This is a genomic window from uncultured Brachyspira sp. (genome assembly GCF_934747485.1).
Lineage (GTDB): Bacteria > Spirochaetota > Brachyspiria > Brachyspirales > Brachyspiraceae > Brachyspira.
In genome coordinates this window covers 56667-74238 of record NZ_CAKVGN010000003.1, presented here as the reverse complement: position 1 = coordinate 74238, position 17572 = coordinate 56667, and the positions used below count along the sequence as shown (strand labels likewise).

General features: G+C 30.1%; 13 protein-coding genes. 3 read left to right on the top strand and 10 right to left on the bottom strand.

Features of this window, described 5'->3' with window-relative positions:
- Nucleotides 1–195 precede the first annotated feature (195 nt).
- A complete protein-coding gene (gene aspS, locus Q0H31_RS01265; protein WP_295295212.1) occupies nt 196–1959 on the top strand; it encodes an aspartate--tRNA ligase in 1764 nt (587 codons plus the stop codon).
- A 531-nt stretch (nt 1960–2490) separates the two neighbouring features.
- Here aspS and Q0H31_RS01260 read toward each other — a convergent pair.
- From Q0H31_RS01260 to Q0H31_RS01230, 7 genes are all read right to left on the bottom strand, one after another.
- The gene (locus Q0H31_RS01260; RefSeq protein WP_295295211.1) at nt 2491–3618 is read right to left on the bottom strand and encodes a glycerate kinase; all 1128 of its coding nucleotides are present in this window, start codon (nt 3616–3618) and stop codon (nt 2491–2493) included.
- A gap of 139 nt (nt 3619–3757) precedes the next feature.
- Complete coding sequence (garD, locus tag Q0H31_RS01255) at nt 3758–5272, bottom strand: galactarate dehydratase (protein WP_295295209.1); 1515 nt, start codon at nt 5270–5272, stop codon at nt 3758–3760.
- A 36-nt stretch (nt 5273–5308) separates the two neighbouring features.
- On the bottom strand, nt 5309–6202 hold the full coding sequence (locus tag Q0H31_RS01250; RefSeq protein WP_295295207.1) for a dihydrodipicolinate synthase family protein: 894 nt from the start codon (nt 6200–6202) through the stop codon (nt 5309–5311).
- 45 nt (nt 6203–6247) lie between these two features.
- Nucleotides 6248–7660, bottom strand: a complete 1413-nt coding sequence (locus tag Q0H31_RS01245; protein ID WP_295295205.1) for a gluconate:H+ symporter — start codon at nt 7658–7660, stop codon at nt 6248–6250.
- Nucleotides 7661–7703: 43 nt separating this feature from the next.
- A complete protein-coding gene (locus Q0H31_RS01240) occupies nt 7704–9032 on the bottom strand; it encodes an enolase C-terminal domain-like protein (RefSeq protein ID WP_295295203.1) in 1329 nt (442 codons plus the stop codon).
- Between the two features lie 17 nt (nt 9033–9049).
- Nucleotides 9050–9934 (bottom strand): 2-hydroxy-3-oxopropionate reductase, encoded by an 885-nt coding sequence (gene garR / locus Q0H31_RS01235; RefSeq protein ID WP_295295201.1) that lies wholly within the window; start codon nt 9932–9934, stop codon nt 9050–9052.
- 27 nt (nt 9935–9961) lie between these two features.
- Entirely contained in the window at nt 9962–10957 is a 996-nt protein-coding gene (locus Q0H31_RS01230; RefSeq protein ID WP_295295199.1) for an NAD(P)-dependent oxidoreductase, read from the bottom strand.
- 229 nt (nt 10958–11186) lie between these two features.
- Here Q0H31_RS01230 and Q0H31_RS01225 point away from each other — a divergent pair, with 229 nt between their 5' ends.
- Complete coding sequence (locus tag Q0H31_RS01225) at nt 11187–12332, top strand: sugar diacid recognition domain-containing protein (protein WP_295295198.1); 1146 nt, start codon at nt 11187–11189, stop codon at nt 12330–12332.
- A gap of 179 nt (nt 12333–12511) precedes the next feature.
- A complete protein-coding gene (locus Q0H31_RS01220; protein WP_295295197.1) occupies nt 12512–13921 on the top strand; it encodes a sodium:alanine symporter family protein in 1410 nt (469 codons plus the stop codon).
- 79 nt (nt 13922–14000) lie between these two features.
- On the opposite strand, the gene Q0H31_RS01215 is transcribed toward Q0H31_RS01220, so the two are convergent.
- Genes Q0H31_RS01215 through Q0H31_RS01205 form a run of 3 tightly spaced genes read right to left on the bottom strand, consistent with a single transcriptional unit; the run spans nt 14001 to nt 17426 of the window.
- Complete coding sequence (locus Q0H31_RS01215; protein ID WP_295295195.1) at nt 14001–15971, bottom strand: TRAP transporter permease; 1971 nt, start codon at nt 15969–15971, stop codon at nt 14001–14003.
- Complete coding sequence (locus Q0H31_RS01210; protein WP_295295193.1) at nt 15968–16465, bottom strand: DUF1850 domain-containing protein; 498 nt, start codon at nt 16463–16465, stop codon at nt 15968–15970. The genes Q0H31_RS01215 and Q0H31_RS01210 overlap by 4 nt, the downstream gene beginning before the upstream one ends.
- 16 nt (nt 16466–16481) lie before the next feature.
- Nucleotides 16482–17426 (bottom strand): TAXI family TRAP transporter solute-binding subunit, encoded by a 945-nt coding sequence (locus tag Q0H31_RS01205; protein ID WP_295295191.1) that lies wholly within the window; start codon nt 17424–17426, stop codon nt 16482–16484.
- Nucleotides 17427–17572: the final 146 nt, after the last annotated feature.

The following is a 17572-nucleotide window of genomic DNA, read 5'->3' as shown; positions in this document are numbered from 1 at the left end:
TTATTACATAAAATATAACAATACTATATATTTTTAATATTAAAACCTCCAAACATCTATATGCCGTTAAATTAAGTATTTTTAATTATTGATTTTTATACTTATATATAATATAATCATCATGTTTATTCAAACTAAAAGAAGTATAACTTATTTTTAATAATCAAATAAATAATTTTTTTAAGAGGAACTAATATGCGTTTTAAAAGTGCCTATAATGGAATATTAACAAAAGACGATATCGGTAAAGAAGTGAAATTAGCCGGTTGGGTGTTAAGAAGAAGAGATCATGGCGGTGTAATATTTGTAGATTTAAGAGACAGAACAGGTTTTGTACAAATAGTATTCAACCCTGAAATAAGCAAAGAAGCACATAATAACGCTCAAGATTTAAGAAGCGAATATGTTATTAGCGTTGAAGGTAAAGTAAGAGCAAGAAGCGAAGAGATGATTAACCCTAAAATTCCTACTGGTGAAATAGAAGTTATGGTTGAGAAAATGGAGCTTTTAAATACTTCTGAAACTCCTCCTTTTTTGCTTGAAGATGATATTGATACTGGTGAAGATATAAGATTAAAATACAGATATTTAGATTTAAGAAGAAATAAAGTATTTAATAACCTATATAAAAGATTTGAAATCACTAATGCTTTTAGAAAACATTTAGCTGATAATGGTTTTATAGATGTTGAAACTCCTATATTAAATAAAAGCACTCCTGAAGGAGCGAGAGACTTCCTTGTTCCTTCAAGATTAAACGCTGGAGATTTTTACGCATTACCTCAATCTCCTCAAATATTTAAGCAAATACTTATGATTGGCGGTTTTGAGAGATATTATCAAGTTGCTAAATGTTTCCGTGATGAAGATTTGAGGGCAGACAGACAGCCTGAATTTACTCAAGTTGATATTGAAACTTCTTTCCTTAATACTGATGAGTTTTTATCTATAATGGAAAAAGTTGTTTATAATATAGTTAAAGATGTTTATGGCATTGATTTACCTACACCATTCCCTAGATTAAATTATTATGATGCTATGGAAATGTATGGAAGCGACAAGCCTGATACGAGATTTGAATTAAAACTTATCAATGTTGAAGATGCTGTTAGAGGATGTGATTTTGCAGTATTTAAAAATGCTTTAGAAAACAAATTTATAATAAGATGTTTAAATGCTAAAGGCGGAGTTGATAAATTAAGCAGAAAAGATATTGACGACTTTACTAAATATGTTGGTATATTTGGTGCTAAAGGTCTTGCTTGGATGAGAGTTACTGAAAACGGACTTGAGTCTAACATTGTTAAATTCTTCTCTGAAGAAAATCAAAAGAAAATTTTAGAAGTTACAAAAGCAGAAAAAGGCGACTTATTATTTTTTGTTGCTGATACTCCAAAAGTTACATTCGATGCTTTAGGTAATTTAAGATTAAGAGTTGCTGAGAAATTAAATTTAATAGATAAAGACAAATTAAACTTCTTATGGGTAGTAGAGTTTCCATTATTTGAATATGATCACAAAGAAAAGAGAATATCAGCTACTCACCACCCATTCACTGCCCCAGTACCTGAAGATGTTGCCATACTTGAAAGTGAGCCTTTAAAAGTAAGAAGTGATACTTATGACTTGGTATTAAACGGTAACGAAATAGGCGGTGGCGGTCAGCGTATATATGACAGCAAAGTACAGGCTACTATATTCAAACTTTTAGGCATAGATGAAGAGAAAGCTAAAATAAGATTTGGTTTCTTACTTGATGCTTTAAAATATGGTGCTCCTCCTATGTGCGGTATGGCTTTTGGTATAGACAGAGTTATAATGTTATTACAAAAACAAGACAGCATAAGAGAAGTTATAGCATTCCCTAAAACTCAGAAGGGACAATGTTTGATGAGCAGCTGTCCTTCTACTGTTGATGCCGACCAATTAGAAGAGCTTCATTTGAAAGTTGAAGAATAATTTATAAATAAGTTATAAATATAAAGCCTCTTAAAGTTATAAGGGGCTTTTATTTTTTTAAATTTGTTCTAATTCCCCACCCTTTATGCTTTTTTATTTTATCTGTTATTTCTATTTTTTATTTCTTTATTGTTGTATTAGAATTTATAGTACCCACCCAAGCAGATTTTTAATTTAAAAATTTCACAACGCACGCTGAGCCAAATAAAAAATATAGTGAAATTAAAAATGCAACTCTTTTTATATTAAAAAATCTGCTCACCGTGCGGTAAACTAATTTAAAAATCTAATTAATACTTGGGCGGGTGTGCTTTTATTATTTGAGTTTGAAATATAAATGAAGTTATAATTTTAAATATACAATAAAGAATAAAGGGCGGGGATTCTGAATAAATTGTTCATTTTTATTTAATATACATTTAATTGTATGAAAATATTTAAAATAAAATATAGCCAAAAAAGATATATAAAAACAAATAGGAATATAATATTTTATTATTATATTCTTATTTGTATATACGTATAAAGATTTTATAAATTAATGCTTATAAATCTGCAGGCTCTCTCTGCAGCATCTTCTATTAGTGCTTTAGAATTTTTTATAGCTTCCTCAAGAGGCATAGCTCTTTTTAAAGCAGGCATAATAGATACAATTCCCATATCATAAACTGCCTCAGCTCCATCTCTTATATCACCTACTATAGCAATTACAGGAGTATTAGAAGCTCTTCTTGCAACACCTACAGGCACTTTACCTTTTTTTGTCTGACCGTCAATAGCACCTTCACCAGTTATAATAAGAGAAGCATCTTTTATTTGTTCCTCAAAATCTATAATATCAAGCACAGCATCAATACCGCTTTTTAATTGAGCATTACAAAAGGCAACAAGACCGCCTCCAAGCCCTCCAGCAGCACCTGATCCTTCTATATAGTCTATTTCTTTATTAAATTTTTCTTTAACAATTCTTGCTATATTTTTAAGTCCGTCATCAAGTATCTGAAAGCTTTCTTCTGTAACACCTTTTTGTTTTCCATATATAGCAGTAGCTCCATTTTCACCATATAGTGGGTTTTTCACATCACAAGCAACCTTTATTTTTATATCAAATATTCTTTTACCTACATTGCTGTCATCTATGTAAGCAACCTTTATCATATTTTCAGCAATAGCATTGAGTTCATTATTATCTTTATCTAAAAATCTATATCCTAAAGCACTAGCCATTCCAATACCGCAATCATTAGTAGCACTTCCGCCTATACCTATTAATATTTCTTTTATATTACTATTTAAAGCATCTTTTATAAGCTCTCCAGTTCCATAAGTTGAATATTTCAAAGGATTTCTTTCATTGTCATCAACTAAAGTAATTCCTGACGCTTCAGCCATTTCTATAACAGCCTTATCTTTACTAATAATACCATATTTCGCTTCTATAGTTTCACCTAATGGATTTTTTACATATACCTTTTTTATATTTCCGCCTGCTGCATAAATTATAGAATCAACTGTTCCCTCTCCGCCATCAGCAACCGGTATTTTTTTTATAATAGCATTTTTAAATACTTTTAATACGCCTCTTTCTATGCAGCTGCAAACTTCCATACTGCTAGCACTTCCTTTGAATGAATCTGGTATTATTATTATCTTTTTCATTAGATTTCCTCTTAATTATTATGAAGTATTATATACTATAATGTGTTTTTATAAAATTAAAAATAAATAGAAATTGATTATATATAAGAAAATGAAAAGAATTTTAACATTCCTTTCATTTTCTATCGTACATAAATTATTATGTAATAGGAGCAGGATTAAATATACACATATCATTATAAAGATGATATTGCTCTGTAAATGTTTTTTTTCTTCCGCTTGCCACATCTAATATTTCATTAAACAGCCTTTCTCCAACCTCTTTTATATCAGCCTCTCCTGTAACAATATCTCCAGCACTAAAATCTATTAAATCACTCCACATGTCTTTCAAATCATTTCTTGATGATACTTTTATAACAGGAGCAGCAGCTAATCCATAAGGCGTACCTCTTCCTGTCATAAATACCTGCAAAGTAATCCCAGAAGCTAACTGAGAAGGTCCGCATACTATATCACTAGAAGGAGTAGCAGCGTATATCAAGCCATGTTTAGTAGGGATTTCACCAGGAGAAAGTACTTCTACTATAGGAGCTGTTCCAGATTTTGCAATAGACCCTATAGCTTTTTCAACTATATTAGCAAGTCCTCCTTTTTTATTTCCAGGAGTAGGGTTAGCACTTCTATCAGCCTCTCCTACAGCTAAATAATCATCATACCATTTCATTTCTGAAGCGAGCTTTTTTCCTACTGTATCATCTTTGCATCTTGCCGCTAATATATGCACACCATCTCTTGCTTCCGTAACTTCAGAAAACATTACTGTAGCTCCAGCTGATACAAGCATATCTGAAGCATAACCTGCTGCAGGATTAGCACTAATACCAGAAAAAGCATCACTGCCCCCGCACTGCATACCTATACAAAGTTTAGATAAAGGCAAAGTTGTTCTTTTTCTTTGATTTAATTTTTCAAGTTTCTTCTCTGCCATTTCCATGAGAGAATTCATTATATTATGAAAACCTTTCTTTTCCTGTAATATAATAACATTATCCTCATTAATTAAATTTTCATCTAAAAGCATATCTACAGTAAGCTTTTCACATCCAAGCCCTACCACCATAACCTCAGAACCGAAATTAGGATTTTTTACTAAATTCCTTAAAGATCTTATAGGAATATCAGCATTTTTAGCATTTATTGCAACCCCGCATCCATAAGCATGATTAATAGCAATTATATCATCTACATTTTTATATTTTGGAAGCAGTTTTTCCTTCATCTCTTTCACAGCCACATTTAAAACTCCAGCAACACATTGTACAGTTGTGCTTATAGCAAGTATATTTCTTGTACCTGCAAATTTACTTCCCGGATTATCATAGCCTTCAAATGTAGTTCTTAAAGGTTTAGGAAGATTAGATACAATATTTTCAGTAAACACTAAATCTTCTAATTTAGGAGCTAAAGGAAGTCTTAATATATGCTCATTCACCCAATCGCCTTTTTTTATATCCTGCAAAGCAAAACCAATGCAAATACCATACCTAATAATAGCCTCATCTTTTTTTATATCTTTTAAAGCTATCTTATGTGATTGAGGTATATTAGAATTAACTTTAAAACCCTCATCGATATATTCGCCTTCCTTTAAATCCTTTATTGCTACAACTACATTATCATTTTCATTAATTTTTATAAAAGATTTTTTCATTATAATCCTCTTTTTACAAATCAATTTAATAATAATTTATTTGATTAATCCTGCTTCTCTTAGTACAGCTCTCAATTTTTCTATTTCATCATCTTTAAGTTTCTGTATAGGGTCCAAACATTTTCCTACATTAATTCCCTGCTGAACTAATCCTTCTTTAATAACTGCTGGGAAAGTTCCCATATTACTTATTATTCTAATAGGAGCAAGTGCAAATTGAGCATCTAATGAGCCTTTTAAATCTCCTGCCATAAATTTCTCATATATATCAACAGTTAATCTAGGAGCAACATTAGCACATGATGCTATAGCACCTTTAGCACCGCAGCATAAACCAGCATATATTAAAGTATCTCTTCCTAAAAGAACATTAAAATTTTCATTATCTCTAGTTAAACGAATATATTCTGTTGTATTAGTCATATCTCCAGTGCTGTCTTTTACACCAACTATATTATCTATCTTAGCAAGCTTAGCTACTGTACTAGACTCTATAGTAACATTAGTCTTAGGTTTATTATTATACAATACTATAGGCAATGATGAATGAGAAGCTATAGTTTTATAATGTTGATATAATTCATCTTGTGTTTGAGATATAAACATAGGTGTCAATACAGAAATGGCATCCATTCCTACATCTTCACATATTTTTAATAATCTTAAAGCACCTTTTGTTGATATGCTATTAACTCCCCCGTAAACAGGTACTCTTCCAGCTGCCGCTTTTTTTACAGTTTCTAATACTTTTATGTATTCCTCTTCATCAACAGCATAAAATTCTCCTGTTGTTCCCATAGGAAACAAACCATGAACTCCCTCTTCTATTAAATGAATAGATAACTCTTCTAAAACTTTATAGTTAATATTTCCATTATCATCTATAGGTGTTACTATAGGCGGAATAATTCCTTTTGGTTGAAAACTCATAATTATATCCTTTCTAATAGGTTATTTTTATATAATAAATTATTCTTATTTAATAAATATTTGCATAACAAATAATACTGCTAAAGCTAAAAGCGACATTATCATAGATACAGTAAATTTACACATAACCTGATCTTTTAATTCGCTTACACCAAACATACCATTAAATACCCAGAATCCGCTATCATTAAAATATGAAAATGATATAGCACCAGCACAGCAAGCCTGAGCCAACAATATAGGAGAAGTTCCTAAATCACCCATCAAAGGTGCTGTTAAAGTAGCAGCAGTAGTTATAGCAACAGTAGCAGAACCTAAAGCTATTCTCATTAAAGCAGCTATAACAAAAGGTATAAGCAAAGCAGGTATAGGCAAATTAACAACTACATCACCTAAAACATCCCCAAGTCCGCTTACTTTAATTACATTTCCTAAACATCCGCCTGCTCCTGTAATAAGCATTATCATACCTGTTGATTTTACAGAATCTTCCAAAACTTTTAACACATCTTTTTTACTGTCTTTAAAAGCAAGTCCGTAAATAGCAATAAGTGTTCCTATCATCAAAGCAACAACAGGGCTTCCTAAAAAATCTATTATACTATTTAAAACTCCAAGTTTTGCATTTGATACATCTAATATAGTTTTAGCAAAAATCAATATCAAAGGAACTACTATAGGAGCTAATGACATAACAAATGAAGGAAGTTCTTTAGAGCCCATTAATTTTTCAAGTTCTGACATAGAACGTATATATTCTGCTTTAAATTCTTTTTTATCAAATCCGCCTTGCTCATTTGGTATTTGATATATTTTTGTTCCAAGCCATTTTGTATAAAATATCGCAGCTATTAAAGGAATAATAGATACTGCAATTCCTGTAAGTATCATGGCTCCCATATCTACATTGAGAAGACCTGCAGCAGTTAAAGGTCCTGGTGTAGGCGGTACCAATGAGTGAGAAAGCTGTAAACCTGCAGCCAAAGCAAGTGCCAAACCTACAACAGACTTTCCTGTAACTTGAGACATACCTTTCAATAATGGAGCAAAAATTAAAAGTGCTGAATCTGCAAATACAGGTATAGATACAATTAAACCTGTAATACCTAAAGCCCATTCTTCTTTTTTCTTACCAATAAATTTTATAAATGTAAATGCCAGCCTTTCAGCTCCGCCTGATTTCTCTAATACCCCGCCCATCATAACACCTAATCCTATAATAATACCTGTGCTTGATAAAGTGTTGCCAAAACCAGACTGTATTGCTGTTATTAATCCTGTTATTTTTTTGCCGTCTGCATTTGTTATATCAGTTATCGGCATGCCGCCTATAATACCAGTTATCATGGCAGCTATTAATAGGGCTATAAATGTATGTATTTTTGTAAACATTACCAAAAATATCATTATGCCTACACCTAAAATAAGCCCTAATATCATTCTTGTTGCTTCATCCATACTTATACCTCTTTGATTTTAATATATATTTTTTTATTATTTATTACCTTACTAGACAAGGTTTCTTAGGATTGAATTTCCAATTAGGAATTAAATACTGCATTCCTATAGAATCGTCCCTAGCACCCAAACATTTTTCCTTATATAATTTGTTAGCTTTTAATATTTGATCCATATCAGGTTCTATACCCAAACCAGGTTTCTTAGGTATATTTACATATCCATTTTCTATTTTTAAAGGTTCTTTTGTTAATCTCTCTATGCCTTCCTGCCATATCCAGTGAGTATCTATAGCATTAATATTACCAGGTACAGCAGCAGCAGTATGAGAAAACATAGCTAAAGAAATGTCAAAATGGTTGTTAGAGTGAGAGCCCCAAGTTAAACCAAAGTCATTACAAAGCTGTCCTACTCTTACAGAACCTGACATAGTCCAGAAATGAGGATCAGCCAAAGGGATATCTACTGATTGCAATATTATAGAATGGCTCATTTCTCTCCAATCTGTTGCTATCATATTAGTAGCGGTAGGAAGTCCTGTAGCTTTTCTAAATTCGGCCATTATTTCTCTTGCTGAAAATACGCCCTCAGCACCGCATGGGTCTTCACAATATGTTAATATTCCATGCATATCTTTACATATTTCTATAGCCTCTTTTAAAAGCCATCCGCCATTAGGGTCTAATGTAATTCTTGCCTCAGGATATGCTTTTTTCAAAGCTTTTATAGCTTTTATTTCTTCTTTACCTTCTAAAACTCCGCCTTTTAATTTGAAATCATTAAAGCCATACAATTCTTTTGATGCTTTAGCAAGTTCAACTATAGCTTCTGGAGTGAGAGCTTCTTCATGTCTTATTTTGTACCATTTGTTAGGTGCATTATCATCATGATAATATTCTAAATCTGTTTTGTTTCTATCACCTACATAAAACAAATATCCTAACATTAATACTTTATCTCTTAATTGTCCGTTTCCTAAAAGAGATGCAACAGATACTCCTAATGTTTGACCCAATAAATCTAATAAAGGAGCTTCAACTGCTGTCATAACATGTACGCCGGTTCTTAAATCAAATGTTTGAGAGCCTCTTACGTCGTTTTCATCTTTTAAAGAATTTTGTATTTTTATAAGAGTATTTTTATATTCACCTATGCGGCTTCCTTCAACTATTGATTTTACACTTTCAAGACCTTTAGTAATTTTTTCGCCGCCTGGAACCTCTCCTACTCCTATTTTTCCTTCACTGTCTTTTAATATAACTACATTCCTTGTAAAGTATGGAGCATGAGCACCGCTTAAATTTAAAAGCATGCTGTCTTTACCAGCTACTGGATATATTTCCATTTTTTCAATTTTTATATCAATACTCATAATATTTTATCCCCGTATTATTTTTTTAAAGAAACATTTGTGATTTTCTCATAATATTTTAATATAGCACTATGGTCATCAGCAGCACATCCATCAGATTTTAGATACTGCATTATTTCCATAACTTGAGCAGTTAAAGGCAAATAAGAGTTTACCGCATGAGAAGCATTTAAAGCATTATTTAAGTCTTTTATATGAAGTTCAATTCTAAAGCCAGGCTTAAAATTATGTTCAAGCATCATAGGTGCTTTAGCGTCCATAACTGTAGACCCTGCAAGTCCGCCTCTTATAGCTTTATAAACTAATTCAGGATCTGCACCTAATTTTTTTGCTAAAATTAAACTTTCAGAAACTGCTGAAATATTGATAGCTACTACAACCTGATTAGCTAATTTAGCAACATTTCCAGAACCTAATTCTCCTACATAAACTACTGAAGAAGCCATAGGTTTTAATAAATCAGAAACTTTATCAAAAATTTCTTTCTTACCGCCTGCCATCACAGACAAAGTACCGTCTATAGCTTTAGGTTCTCCTCCTGATACTGGAGCGTCAATAAGTTCTATAGATTTTTTAGAAAGCTCTGCACCTATAGCTTTTGATTCTACTGGGTCTATTGAACTCATATCTACAACTATAGTTCCGCTTTTAGCTCCTTCTATAATTCCATTCTCACCTAAACAAACCTCTCTAACTTGGGGAGAATTTGGAAGCATAGTTATTATAACATCACATTCTTTAGCTACTTCTGCTGGATTATTAGCTGATTTAGCTCCCTCTTTTACTAATTCTTCAACAGATGCCTTTGATCTGTTATAAACTATGAGCTCATGTCCTGCTTTTAACAAATTTTTGCTCATAGGTTTTCCCATAATACCTAATCCTATAAATCCTATTTTCATTTTTGTACTCCTTTATTTTTTATTTTTTTATTTAATAATTATTTCATTTTGGCACTTATTAGTTTTTAAAAATTCTGATACATTGTTTAATGAAGTTTCTATTTGATTCTTTACAGCTTCATCAGTAAAAAATCCTATATGAGGTGTTACAATAATATTAGGATGTCTTAAAAGAGCAGCAAAATGTTCATCTTCTATATATTTTTCTCTATAATCAAATCTAAAATATTTGTTCTCATTCTCATAAACATCTAATGCCATTGCTGATATTTTTCCGCTATTTACTGCTTCTAAAGCATCTTTAGTGTTTAATATTTCTCCTCTTGAAAGGTTAATTATAATTACTCCATCTTTCATCTTTGATATAGAATGAGCATTAATCAAATACCTTGTCTCTTCTAATAATGGAATATGATAAATTATCACATCACTATTTTTATATATTTCATCTAAAGAAACATATTCAGCTATAGCTTTTAATTCATCTTTTTCAAACACATCATTTACAAGTATTTTTTTAGGAGAAAATCCGCTTAAATGTTTTACAGTAAGTGAACCTATTTTTCCAACACCTACTACGCCTATTACTTGATTTCTTATTTCTTTAGCAAGTAAATTCTTTATTGTGAAATCTTGATTATTGATTCTTGTTATATATTTATTATAATTTCTAAGTAGAGCAAGAACACACAAAATAGCATATTCACTTACTGAATTTGGAGAATAGCTTGGAACATTTGCAAATTTTATTTCTAACTCTTTTGCCGATTTTAAATCTATATTATCCGTCCCTGCAGACTTTGTTGAAGCAAATTTAATATTAAACTTCTTCATCATCTCTAATACTTTTCTATTTACAGTACCTGAACCTGTAAATATTACAGCATCAAATCCTTCAGCAAGATTTATATTATCTTCTGTTAAATGCTGAGAAACTAATTTTATTTCAAAACCAAGATTAAATGAAATAGAATTAAATATTTCTATCTCTTCATCTCTAACAGAATATGCTATTATTTTCATTTGAATATCCATTCATAAAATTTTATTCATGCTTAATAATTATATTCAAATTAAAGGCATAATCTTTATACAAATGGTATAATAATGAAAATCTTTTTTGTATAAAATATACAAAACTATAGATAATTACATAATATTATTGTGTATATTTTGTTTTTTTATTATAATATTTATACATATTTTGTACGAAATATCTATTATATACAAAACAAATGGAGAATAATTTGTTATGTCTATTGATGAAAAAATAGCAAGAAAACTATTAAAAGAGATAATGGATAATATTAATTATGAAGTAAATATTAATATTATGAATGAATATGGTGAAATCATTGCAAGCGGAGATGAAAAAAGAATAGGGAAAATACATTTAGGGGCATTAGATGTTATAAGAAATGCCAAAAGTATGGAATATTTTGATTATATAGATAATGATACTGAAAGCAGTAAACCTGGAGTAAATATACCATTGTTTATAAATAACGAAATTATAGGAGTTGTAGGGGTTACAGGTAATCCTAAAGAAATTAAATTAATAGCAAATATGGTAAAAATGCTTACCGAAATATTAATTAGAAGAGAAATAGATATAGATAAACAGATATTAAAACAAACTACATTAAATAATTATATATATAAAATTATATCTAAAGATTGCCATAATTATGTATCTTCTATTAATATTTGGGCAGAAAATAATAATTATTCATTTGATATCGATAGAAATGTATGTTTATTAAAAATTGAAAACAATGGAAAATATGATATGTATAAAATATCTGAATATCTAATCAATAAATTACAAAATATAAAATATTTTTACAAACAAGATATAATAACATATATTGGTAATAAACAATTTATTATAATAAAAAGTTTTAATAGCAAAGAAAAAATACAAGATAAAAAGAAAATTATTAATTATTTTTTTACAAGCCTTAGAAATGAAATTAATATAGATATAAAATTTTTTGCTATGTGCGGCTGCATAGTAAACAATTTAGAAGATATGCATAAAAGCTTTGAACAAGCTAACTTCTTATTTAATTATATAGCACACACAAATAATAATACATATTTTATAGAAGATTATATGTTAGAATATATTATTCTAAATGAAGGATATTTTAGTTCTTATATGATATTAAAAAATACTTTGAACATAATTAATAAAAACATAGCTTTTAAAGAAACAATAATCACAATGAGTAATTGCGATATGAATATAAACAAAACATGTGAAAAACTATTTATGCATAGAAATACAATTTTATATAGAATGAAAAAAATTAAGGAAATACTAGGCTTAGACCCAATAAATAATCACATGGATAGAATAAAATTTTATATAATAGCAACTATATTAAAAAAATAATTATATTTTTGCCCTATTATACATTGATAAAAATCAAATATATTTAAATACATTTCAAACTATATATAAAAACTTTTTGACAAAATCAAAAAAATAATATATATTTTTTACAATACTATGATTAGTAATTCATTAAATTCTAATATTTATAATTTTTTTATAAGATAAAGGATATACTTATGAATATTATTAATGCTATTATAACAAACACAAATAATGTTATGTATGGATATTTGCTCTTATCTGTATTTTTTGTGGTGGCTGTATTTTTTACTATTAGACTCAAAGGAATACAAATTTCACACTCTATACATGCTCTAAAACTTCTATTTTCAAAACATGAAAAAGGTGACGGAGTATCAGGATTTGTAAGTTTTTGTATAAGCACTGCTTCAAGAGTAGGCACAGGAAACATTACTGGAGTTATGGGGGCTATTTCTGCAGGAGGACCGGGAGCATTATTTTGGATGTGGCTTATGGCTCTTTTGGGCGGAAGTTTGGCTTTTACTGAAAGTACACTCGCTCAATTATATAAAGAAAAAGATTCTCAAGGAAAGTTTATAGGAGGAGCTTCTTTTTATATAAAAAGCAAACTCAAAAAACCAATAATCGCTACTATATTTGCATTATGTATGATATTCACCTACACTACTTTTAACGGTGTTCAGGCAAATACTATATCAAATGCTTTATCAAAATATAATGTATCTGTAATGATTACTGCTATTGCTTTAACAATTATTACAGCATTGATATTATTCAGCAAAAAAAGAGACACAATAACACATGCCTGCGTATTTATAGTTCCTGTTATGGCAATACCATATATACTTATAGGGCTTTATATATTCTTTACTAATTTATCATCAGTGCCTTTAGTATTTCAGAATATATTCGTACAAGCTTTTAAACCAAGTGCAATGTTTGGAGGAGCCATAGGAGCAACCATTTCAAACGGATTAAAAAGAGGATTATTCTCAAATGAAGCAGGTATGGGAGGAGCACCACATGCAGCGGCTGCCGCTCATACTTCTCACCCTTGTAAACAGGGGCTTATACAAATGTTCTCTGTATTTACAGATACTTTGCTTATATGTTCTATTTCTGGTTTTATACTTTTGCTATCTCCAGAAGCTATGAATGCTGTTAAAGATATGGAAGGAATAAAGCTTTTCCAATATGCTATGGAATCTCATTTGGGAAGTTTTGGTTCTTATTTTATCACTGTATGTATATTGTTGTTATCTTACAGCTCTATACTTGGTAATTTCTTTTATATAAAAACAGGTGCTTTTGCTTTAAAAGATAATATGGTTTCATATGTAATAGTTGGGCTTATGACTATAGCTATGGTATTTGCAGGTTCATTAGCAGAGTTTAAAACTATATGGGGAGCAGGCGATATGTTTATGGGCGTTATGGCATTGCTTAACATTGTCATTTTAATAATACTCAATAAGCCTGTATATTTACTTACAAAACATTATGTATCACAATTAAAAGAGCATAAAGAACCTAAATTTAATAAGAACTCAATTTCAGAATTATCAAACGATGATGCAGTGAGCCAATGGAATGCAAATGAATAAATAAATAGATAATAAGTAAATATGTAATAATAATTAAAAAAGGGGCTGCTAATAAGCCCCCTTTTATTTATAAGTTTATTTAAGCAACAGCCTTTTTCTTTCTCGTTAATAATTGTAATATTATAAGAACCACTATCAAGCCTATTCCTATGATATCAGTGTAAAACTCAGGATATATAGACAAAAGCCCAGCCGCTATAAATAAAATCCTCTCAATAAAGTTACATTTTCTAAATACATATCCATCAAGACCAGCAGATACTCCAAACATACCAATAAGCGAAGTAATAAGTATAGGTACAACCTCAATAAAAGTAGTATTAATCATAAGTATCTGCGGATTAAATACAAACATATAAGGTATAATAAAAGCACCTATAGAAAGCTTCGTAGCCTCAAAACCCGTCTTAAGCGGGTCAGACTTAGCAATAGCAGCACCAGCCATAGCAGCCAAAGCAACAGGAGGCGTAACATCAGCTATTATACCAAAATAAAATACAAACATATGAGCAGCCAAAGGTTCAAATCCAAGCCCTATTATAGCACCCGCAGCAATGGTAGAAGTAATTAAGTAATTGGCAGTTGTAGGCACACCCATACCAAGTATTATAGAGCTAATCATAGTAAGCATAAGGAGAAGTATAGATATTCCGCCAGATATAGATATAAGCCCCGCACCAATCTTTAAGCCTAAACCTGTTAATGTAATAACACCTATTATAATGCCAGCCATAGCACAAGCAACAGCAACACTTATAATGTTTCTTGCTCCATTAACAAATACATCTATTAAATCATTAAAAGTGAAACTTCTCTCTCTCTTAAGAATTATATCAACTATAGAGTTAACAATAGCAACCAACCCCGCAGCAATTATTCCCATAAGCCCAGCGTATATAGCAGTTTTACCAAGCACAAAGAAATATATTATAGTAGCAAGAGGAATAACCAAATAACCCTTCTTCATTAAAAGCTCGCCAATCTTTGGAAGAGAATCTTTTGATAAACCTTTAAGCCCAGTCTTTTTAGCCTCCAAATGCACCATTATAAATATACCAGTAAAATAAAGTATAGCAGGTATAATAGCAGCCTTGGCAACCTCTTTATAAGGTATACCCAAACTCTCAGCCATCAAAAAAGAAGCAGCACCCATTATAGGAGGCATTAATTGCCCGCCCGTAGAAGCAGAAGCCTCAACAGCTCCCGCAAACTCAGCTCTATATCCTAAAGACTTCATCATAGGTATAGTAAAACTTCCTGTACCAACAGTATTTGAAACAGAACTTCCAGAAACAGTACCAAACATCGCACTCGTAAGTACAGCAACCTTTGCAGGACCTCCGTCATAACTTCCAGCTATAGCATTACATATATCTATAAAAAACTGACCTATTCCTGTCTTATCAAGCAAAGCACCAAAAAATATAAATAAGAAAATAAATGTAGCAGATGCCCCAATAGGTGTACCCATTATACCTTCAGTATTATAATATAAATGTGAAACAAGTCTTTGTATAGAATATCCTCTATGATTTAAAAATCCGGGTGCATATGCACCAAATAAAGCATAAACTATAAAAACTAATGATATTATAAGTATAGGAGTACCCACTATTCTTCTGCAAGCTTCAAATAAAATCAATATTCCTATTATGCCAATAATAATATCAGTAGTGTTGTATATACCAGCCCTTCTTATTAAACTGTCAAAATTAATAGTGATATACAGCCAAGAACAAGCACCAACTATTGCAATTATCACATCATACCAAGGAAGTTTATCTTTAGGCATATCTTTCATGGCAGGAAAAAGTAAATATGCAAGTGCCATAACAAAAGCTAAATGCGTAGCCCTCACAACTTGGGCAGTTATCTTGCCGGATAAAATAGAATAAAGCTGAAACAAACAAAAAGCTACTGATATAATTATAATTAAATATTTCTTCCAATCTTTAAATCTTCTGTATCTCGATTCACTGTCATATTTGCTCATATAATCATCTAATTCTTCTGCCGTTACATGTATGATATCATGATTATTATGCTTCATTTACTCCCCCTTATCATATTTTTTATTAAATCAATTAATGATACTTTTATATATTTTATCTTTATATTAGTCTGAGGTTTAAACAAACTTTTAAGCATTATTTCTTTGTCATCTGCCGTTATGCTATGCTCAGCAACAATGCCCACAAATAAATAAAAATCTCTAATAACTTTGTTTATATTATTAATTTCTATATTATCATCTTTAATAATAATATTTTCATTATTTTCAGGTTCAGCTATACCAGCACCATAAGAAACGAAAGTTGTTTTGTATAATATTATATTATAATTCTCATCTATAATATAATAATCACTAACTCTGCCTTTATTAACTGAATGCGTGTATGAAATTATAAATTCTTTTTTTATTAAATTAAATATATATTTATTATTATTATCTTTTACGCTTTCTAATACTAATCTCGGAAATATAGGAATAATAGTAATAAAAAGCAGTAAAGATAATAATAATAGTATAATAAGTTTTTTCATAAAATAATATATTATATTATTTTACTTGATATCCTAATTCTTGATAATATTTTAAAGCACCGCTGTGAAAAGGTATAGATATTCCTTCATAAGATTGATTAATATCTAATTCCTCACCTTTAGCATGTGCTGTAATCAAGTCAGCTTGTTTATCAAACAAAGTTTTTAACATATTATAAACAACATCTTCAGGTATATTGTTATTAACAGCTATTGTAGCTTTTACAGCAAGTGCCTTAGTATCAGAAGTAACTCCCTTATAAGTATTAGCAGGTATAACCGCTTCTGTATAATAATTATATTTCTTCATTATATCAGCAATCTCAACATCGTCCAAACCAACCATTACTATATCAGTAGATAATGATAATTCCTGTAAAGCAGCATTAGGAATTCCTGCAACTATAAAACAAGCATCTAATGTGCCATTTTGTAAACCATCGCTAGATTCTTTGAAAGAAAGACTTGATTTTTGTATATCATTAAAAGTTAAACCATAAGCTTCTAATATTTGTTTAGCATTAAATTCAACACCGCTTCCAGCATCTCCTACTGATACTCTCTTTCCTTTCATACTTGCTATATTAGTAATACCGCTTGATTTTGTAGCAGCTATTTGAACAATCTCCGGATATAATGTAAGCATTGCAGAAAAATTAGTTAAAACCTCTCCGTCAAAAATATCACTTCCATTATAAGCATAATACATAACATCATTTTGAACTAAAGCTAAATCCGCCTCATGCATATTTAATAATCTTAAATTCTCAGCAGATGCACCAGTAGACTGTGCAGTAACATTCATAGCCTCTATATTGCTATTCCATATATTAGCTATAGCCCCTCCAAATGAATAATATGTACCGCTAGTACCGCCTGTAGCAAAAATATAATTCTTATTATTACTCTTACTGCAGCTGAGCAATAATAAAAAACTAAAAATAACAATAACTTTTTTCATAACAATTCCCCTTAACATAAGTTACTTGATTATAATATAATTTATTGCCAAAAAGTCAACATTACTATTTACGATAACAAAATATTTTTATATATTTTTATTATACAACAATTCACATATTAAAACATAATGTTAGTCAATAAAAC

Coding starts and splice junctions, on each gene's coding strand:
- garR (WP_295295201.1), bottom strand. CDS start 9,934: ATGAAAATAGGATTTATAGGATTAGGTATTATGGGAAAACCTATGAGC.
- Q0H31_RS01250 (WP_295295207.1), bottom strand. CDS start 6,202: ATGAGTTTTCAACCAAAAGGAATTATTCCGCCTATAGTAACACCTATA.
- Q0H31_RS01220 (WP_295295197.1), top strand. CDS start 12,512: ATGAATATTATTAATGCTATTATAACAAACACAAATAATGTTATGTAT.
- aspS (WP_295295212.1), top strand. CDS start 196: ATGCGTTTTAAAAGTGCCTATAATGGAATATTAACAAAAGACGATATC.
- Q0H31_RS01230 (WP_295295199.1), bottom strand. CDS start 10,957: ATGAAAATAATAGCATATTCTGTTAGAGATGAAGAGATAGAAATATTT.
- Q0H31_RS01225 (WP_295295198.1), top strand. CDS start 11,187: ATGTCTATTGATGAAAAAATAGCAAGAAAACTATTAAAAGAGATAATG.
- Q0H31_RS01245 (WP_295295205.1), bottom strand. CDS start 7,660: ATGGATGAAGCAACAAGAATGATATTAGGGCTTATTTTAGGTGTAGGC.
- garD (WP_295295209.1), bottom strand. CDS start 5,272: ATGAAAAAATCTTTTATAAAAATTAATGAAAATGATAATGTAGTTGTA.
- Q0H31_RS01210 (WP_295295193.1), bottom strand. CDS start 16,465: ATGAAAAAACTTATTATACTATTATTATTATCTTTACTGCTTTTTATT.
- Q0H31_RS01215 (WP_295295195.1), bottom strand. CDS start 15,971: ATGAAGCATAATAATCATGATATCATACATGTAACGGCAGAAGAATTA.
- Q0H31_RS01260 (WP_295295211.1), bottom strand. CDS start 3,618: ATGAAAAAGATAATAATAATACCAGATTCATTCAAAGGAAGTGCTAGC.
- Q0H31_RS01240 (WP_295295203.1), bottom strand. CDS start 9,032: ATGAGTATTGATATAAAAATTGAAAAAATGGAAATATATCCAGTAGCT.
- Q0H31_RS01205 (WP_295295191.1), bottom strand. CDS start 17,426: ATGAAAAAAGTTATTGTTATTTTTAGTTTTTTATTATTGCTCAGCTGC.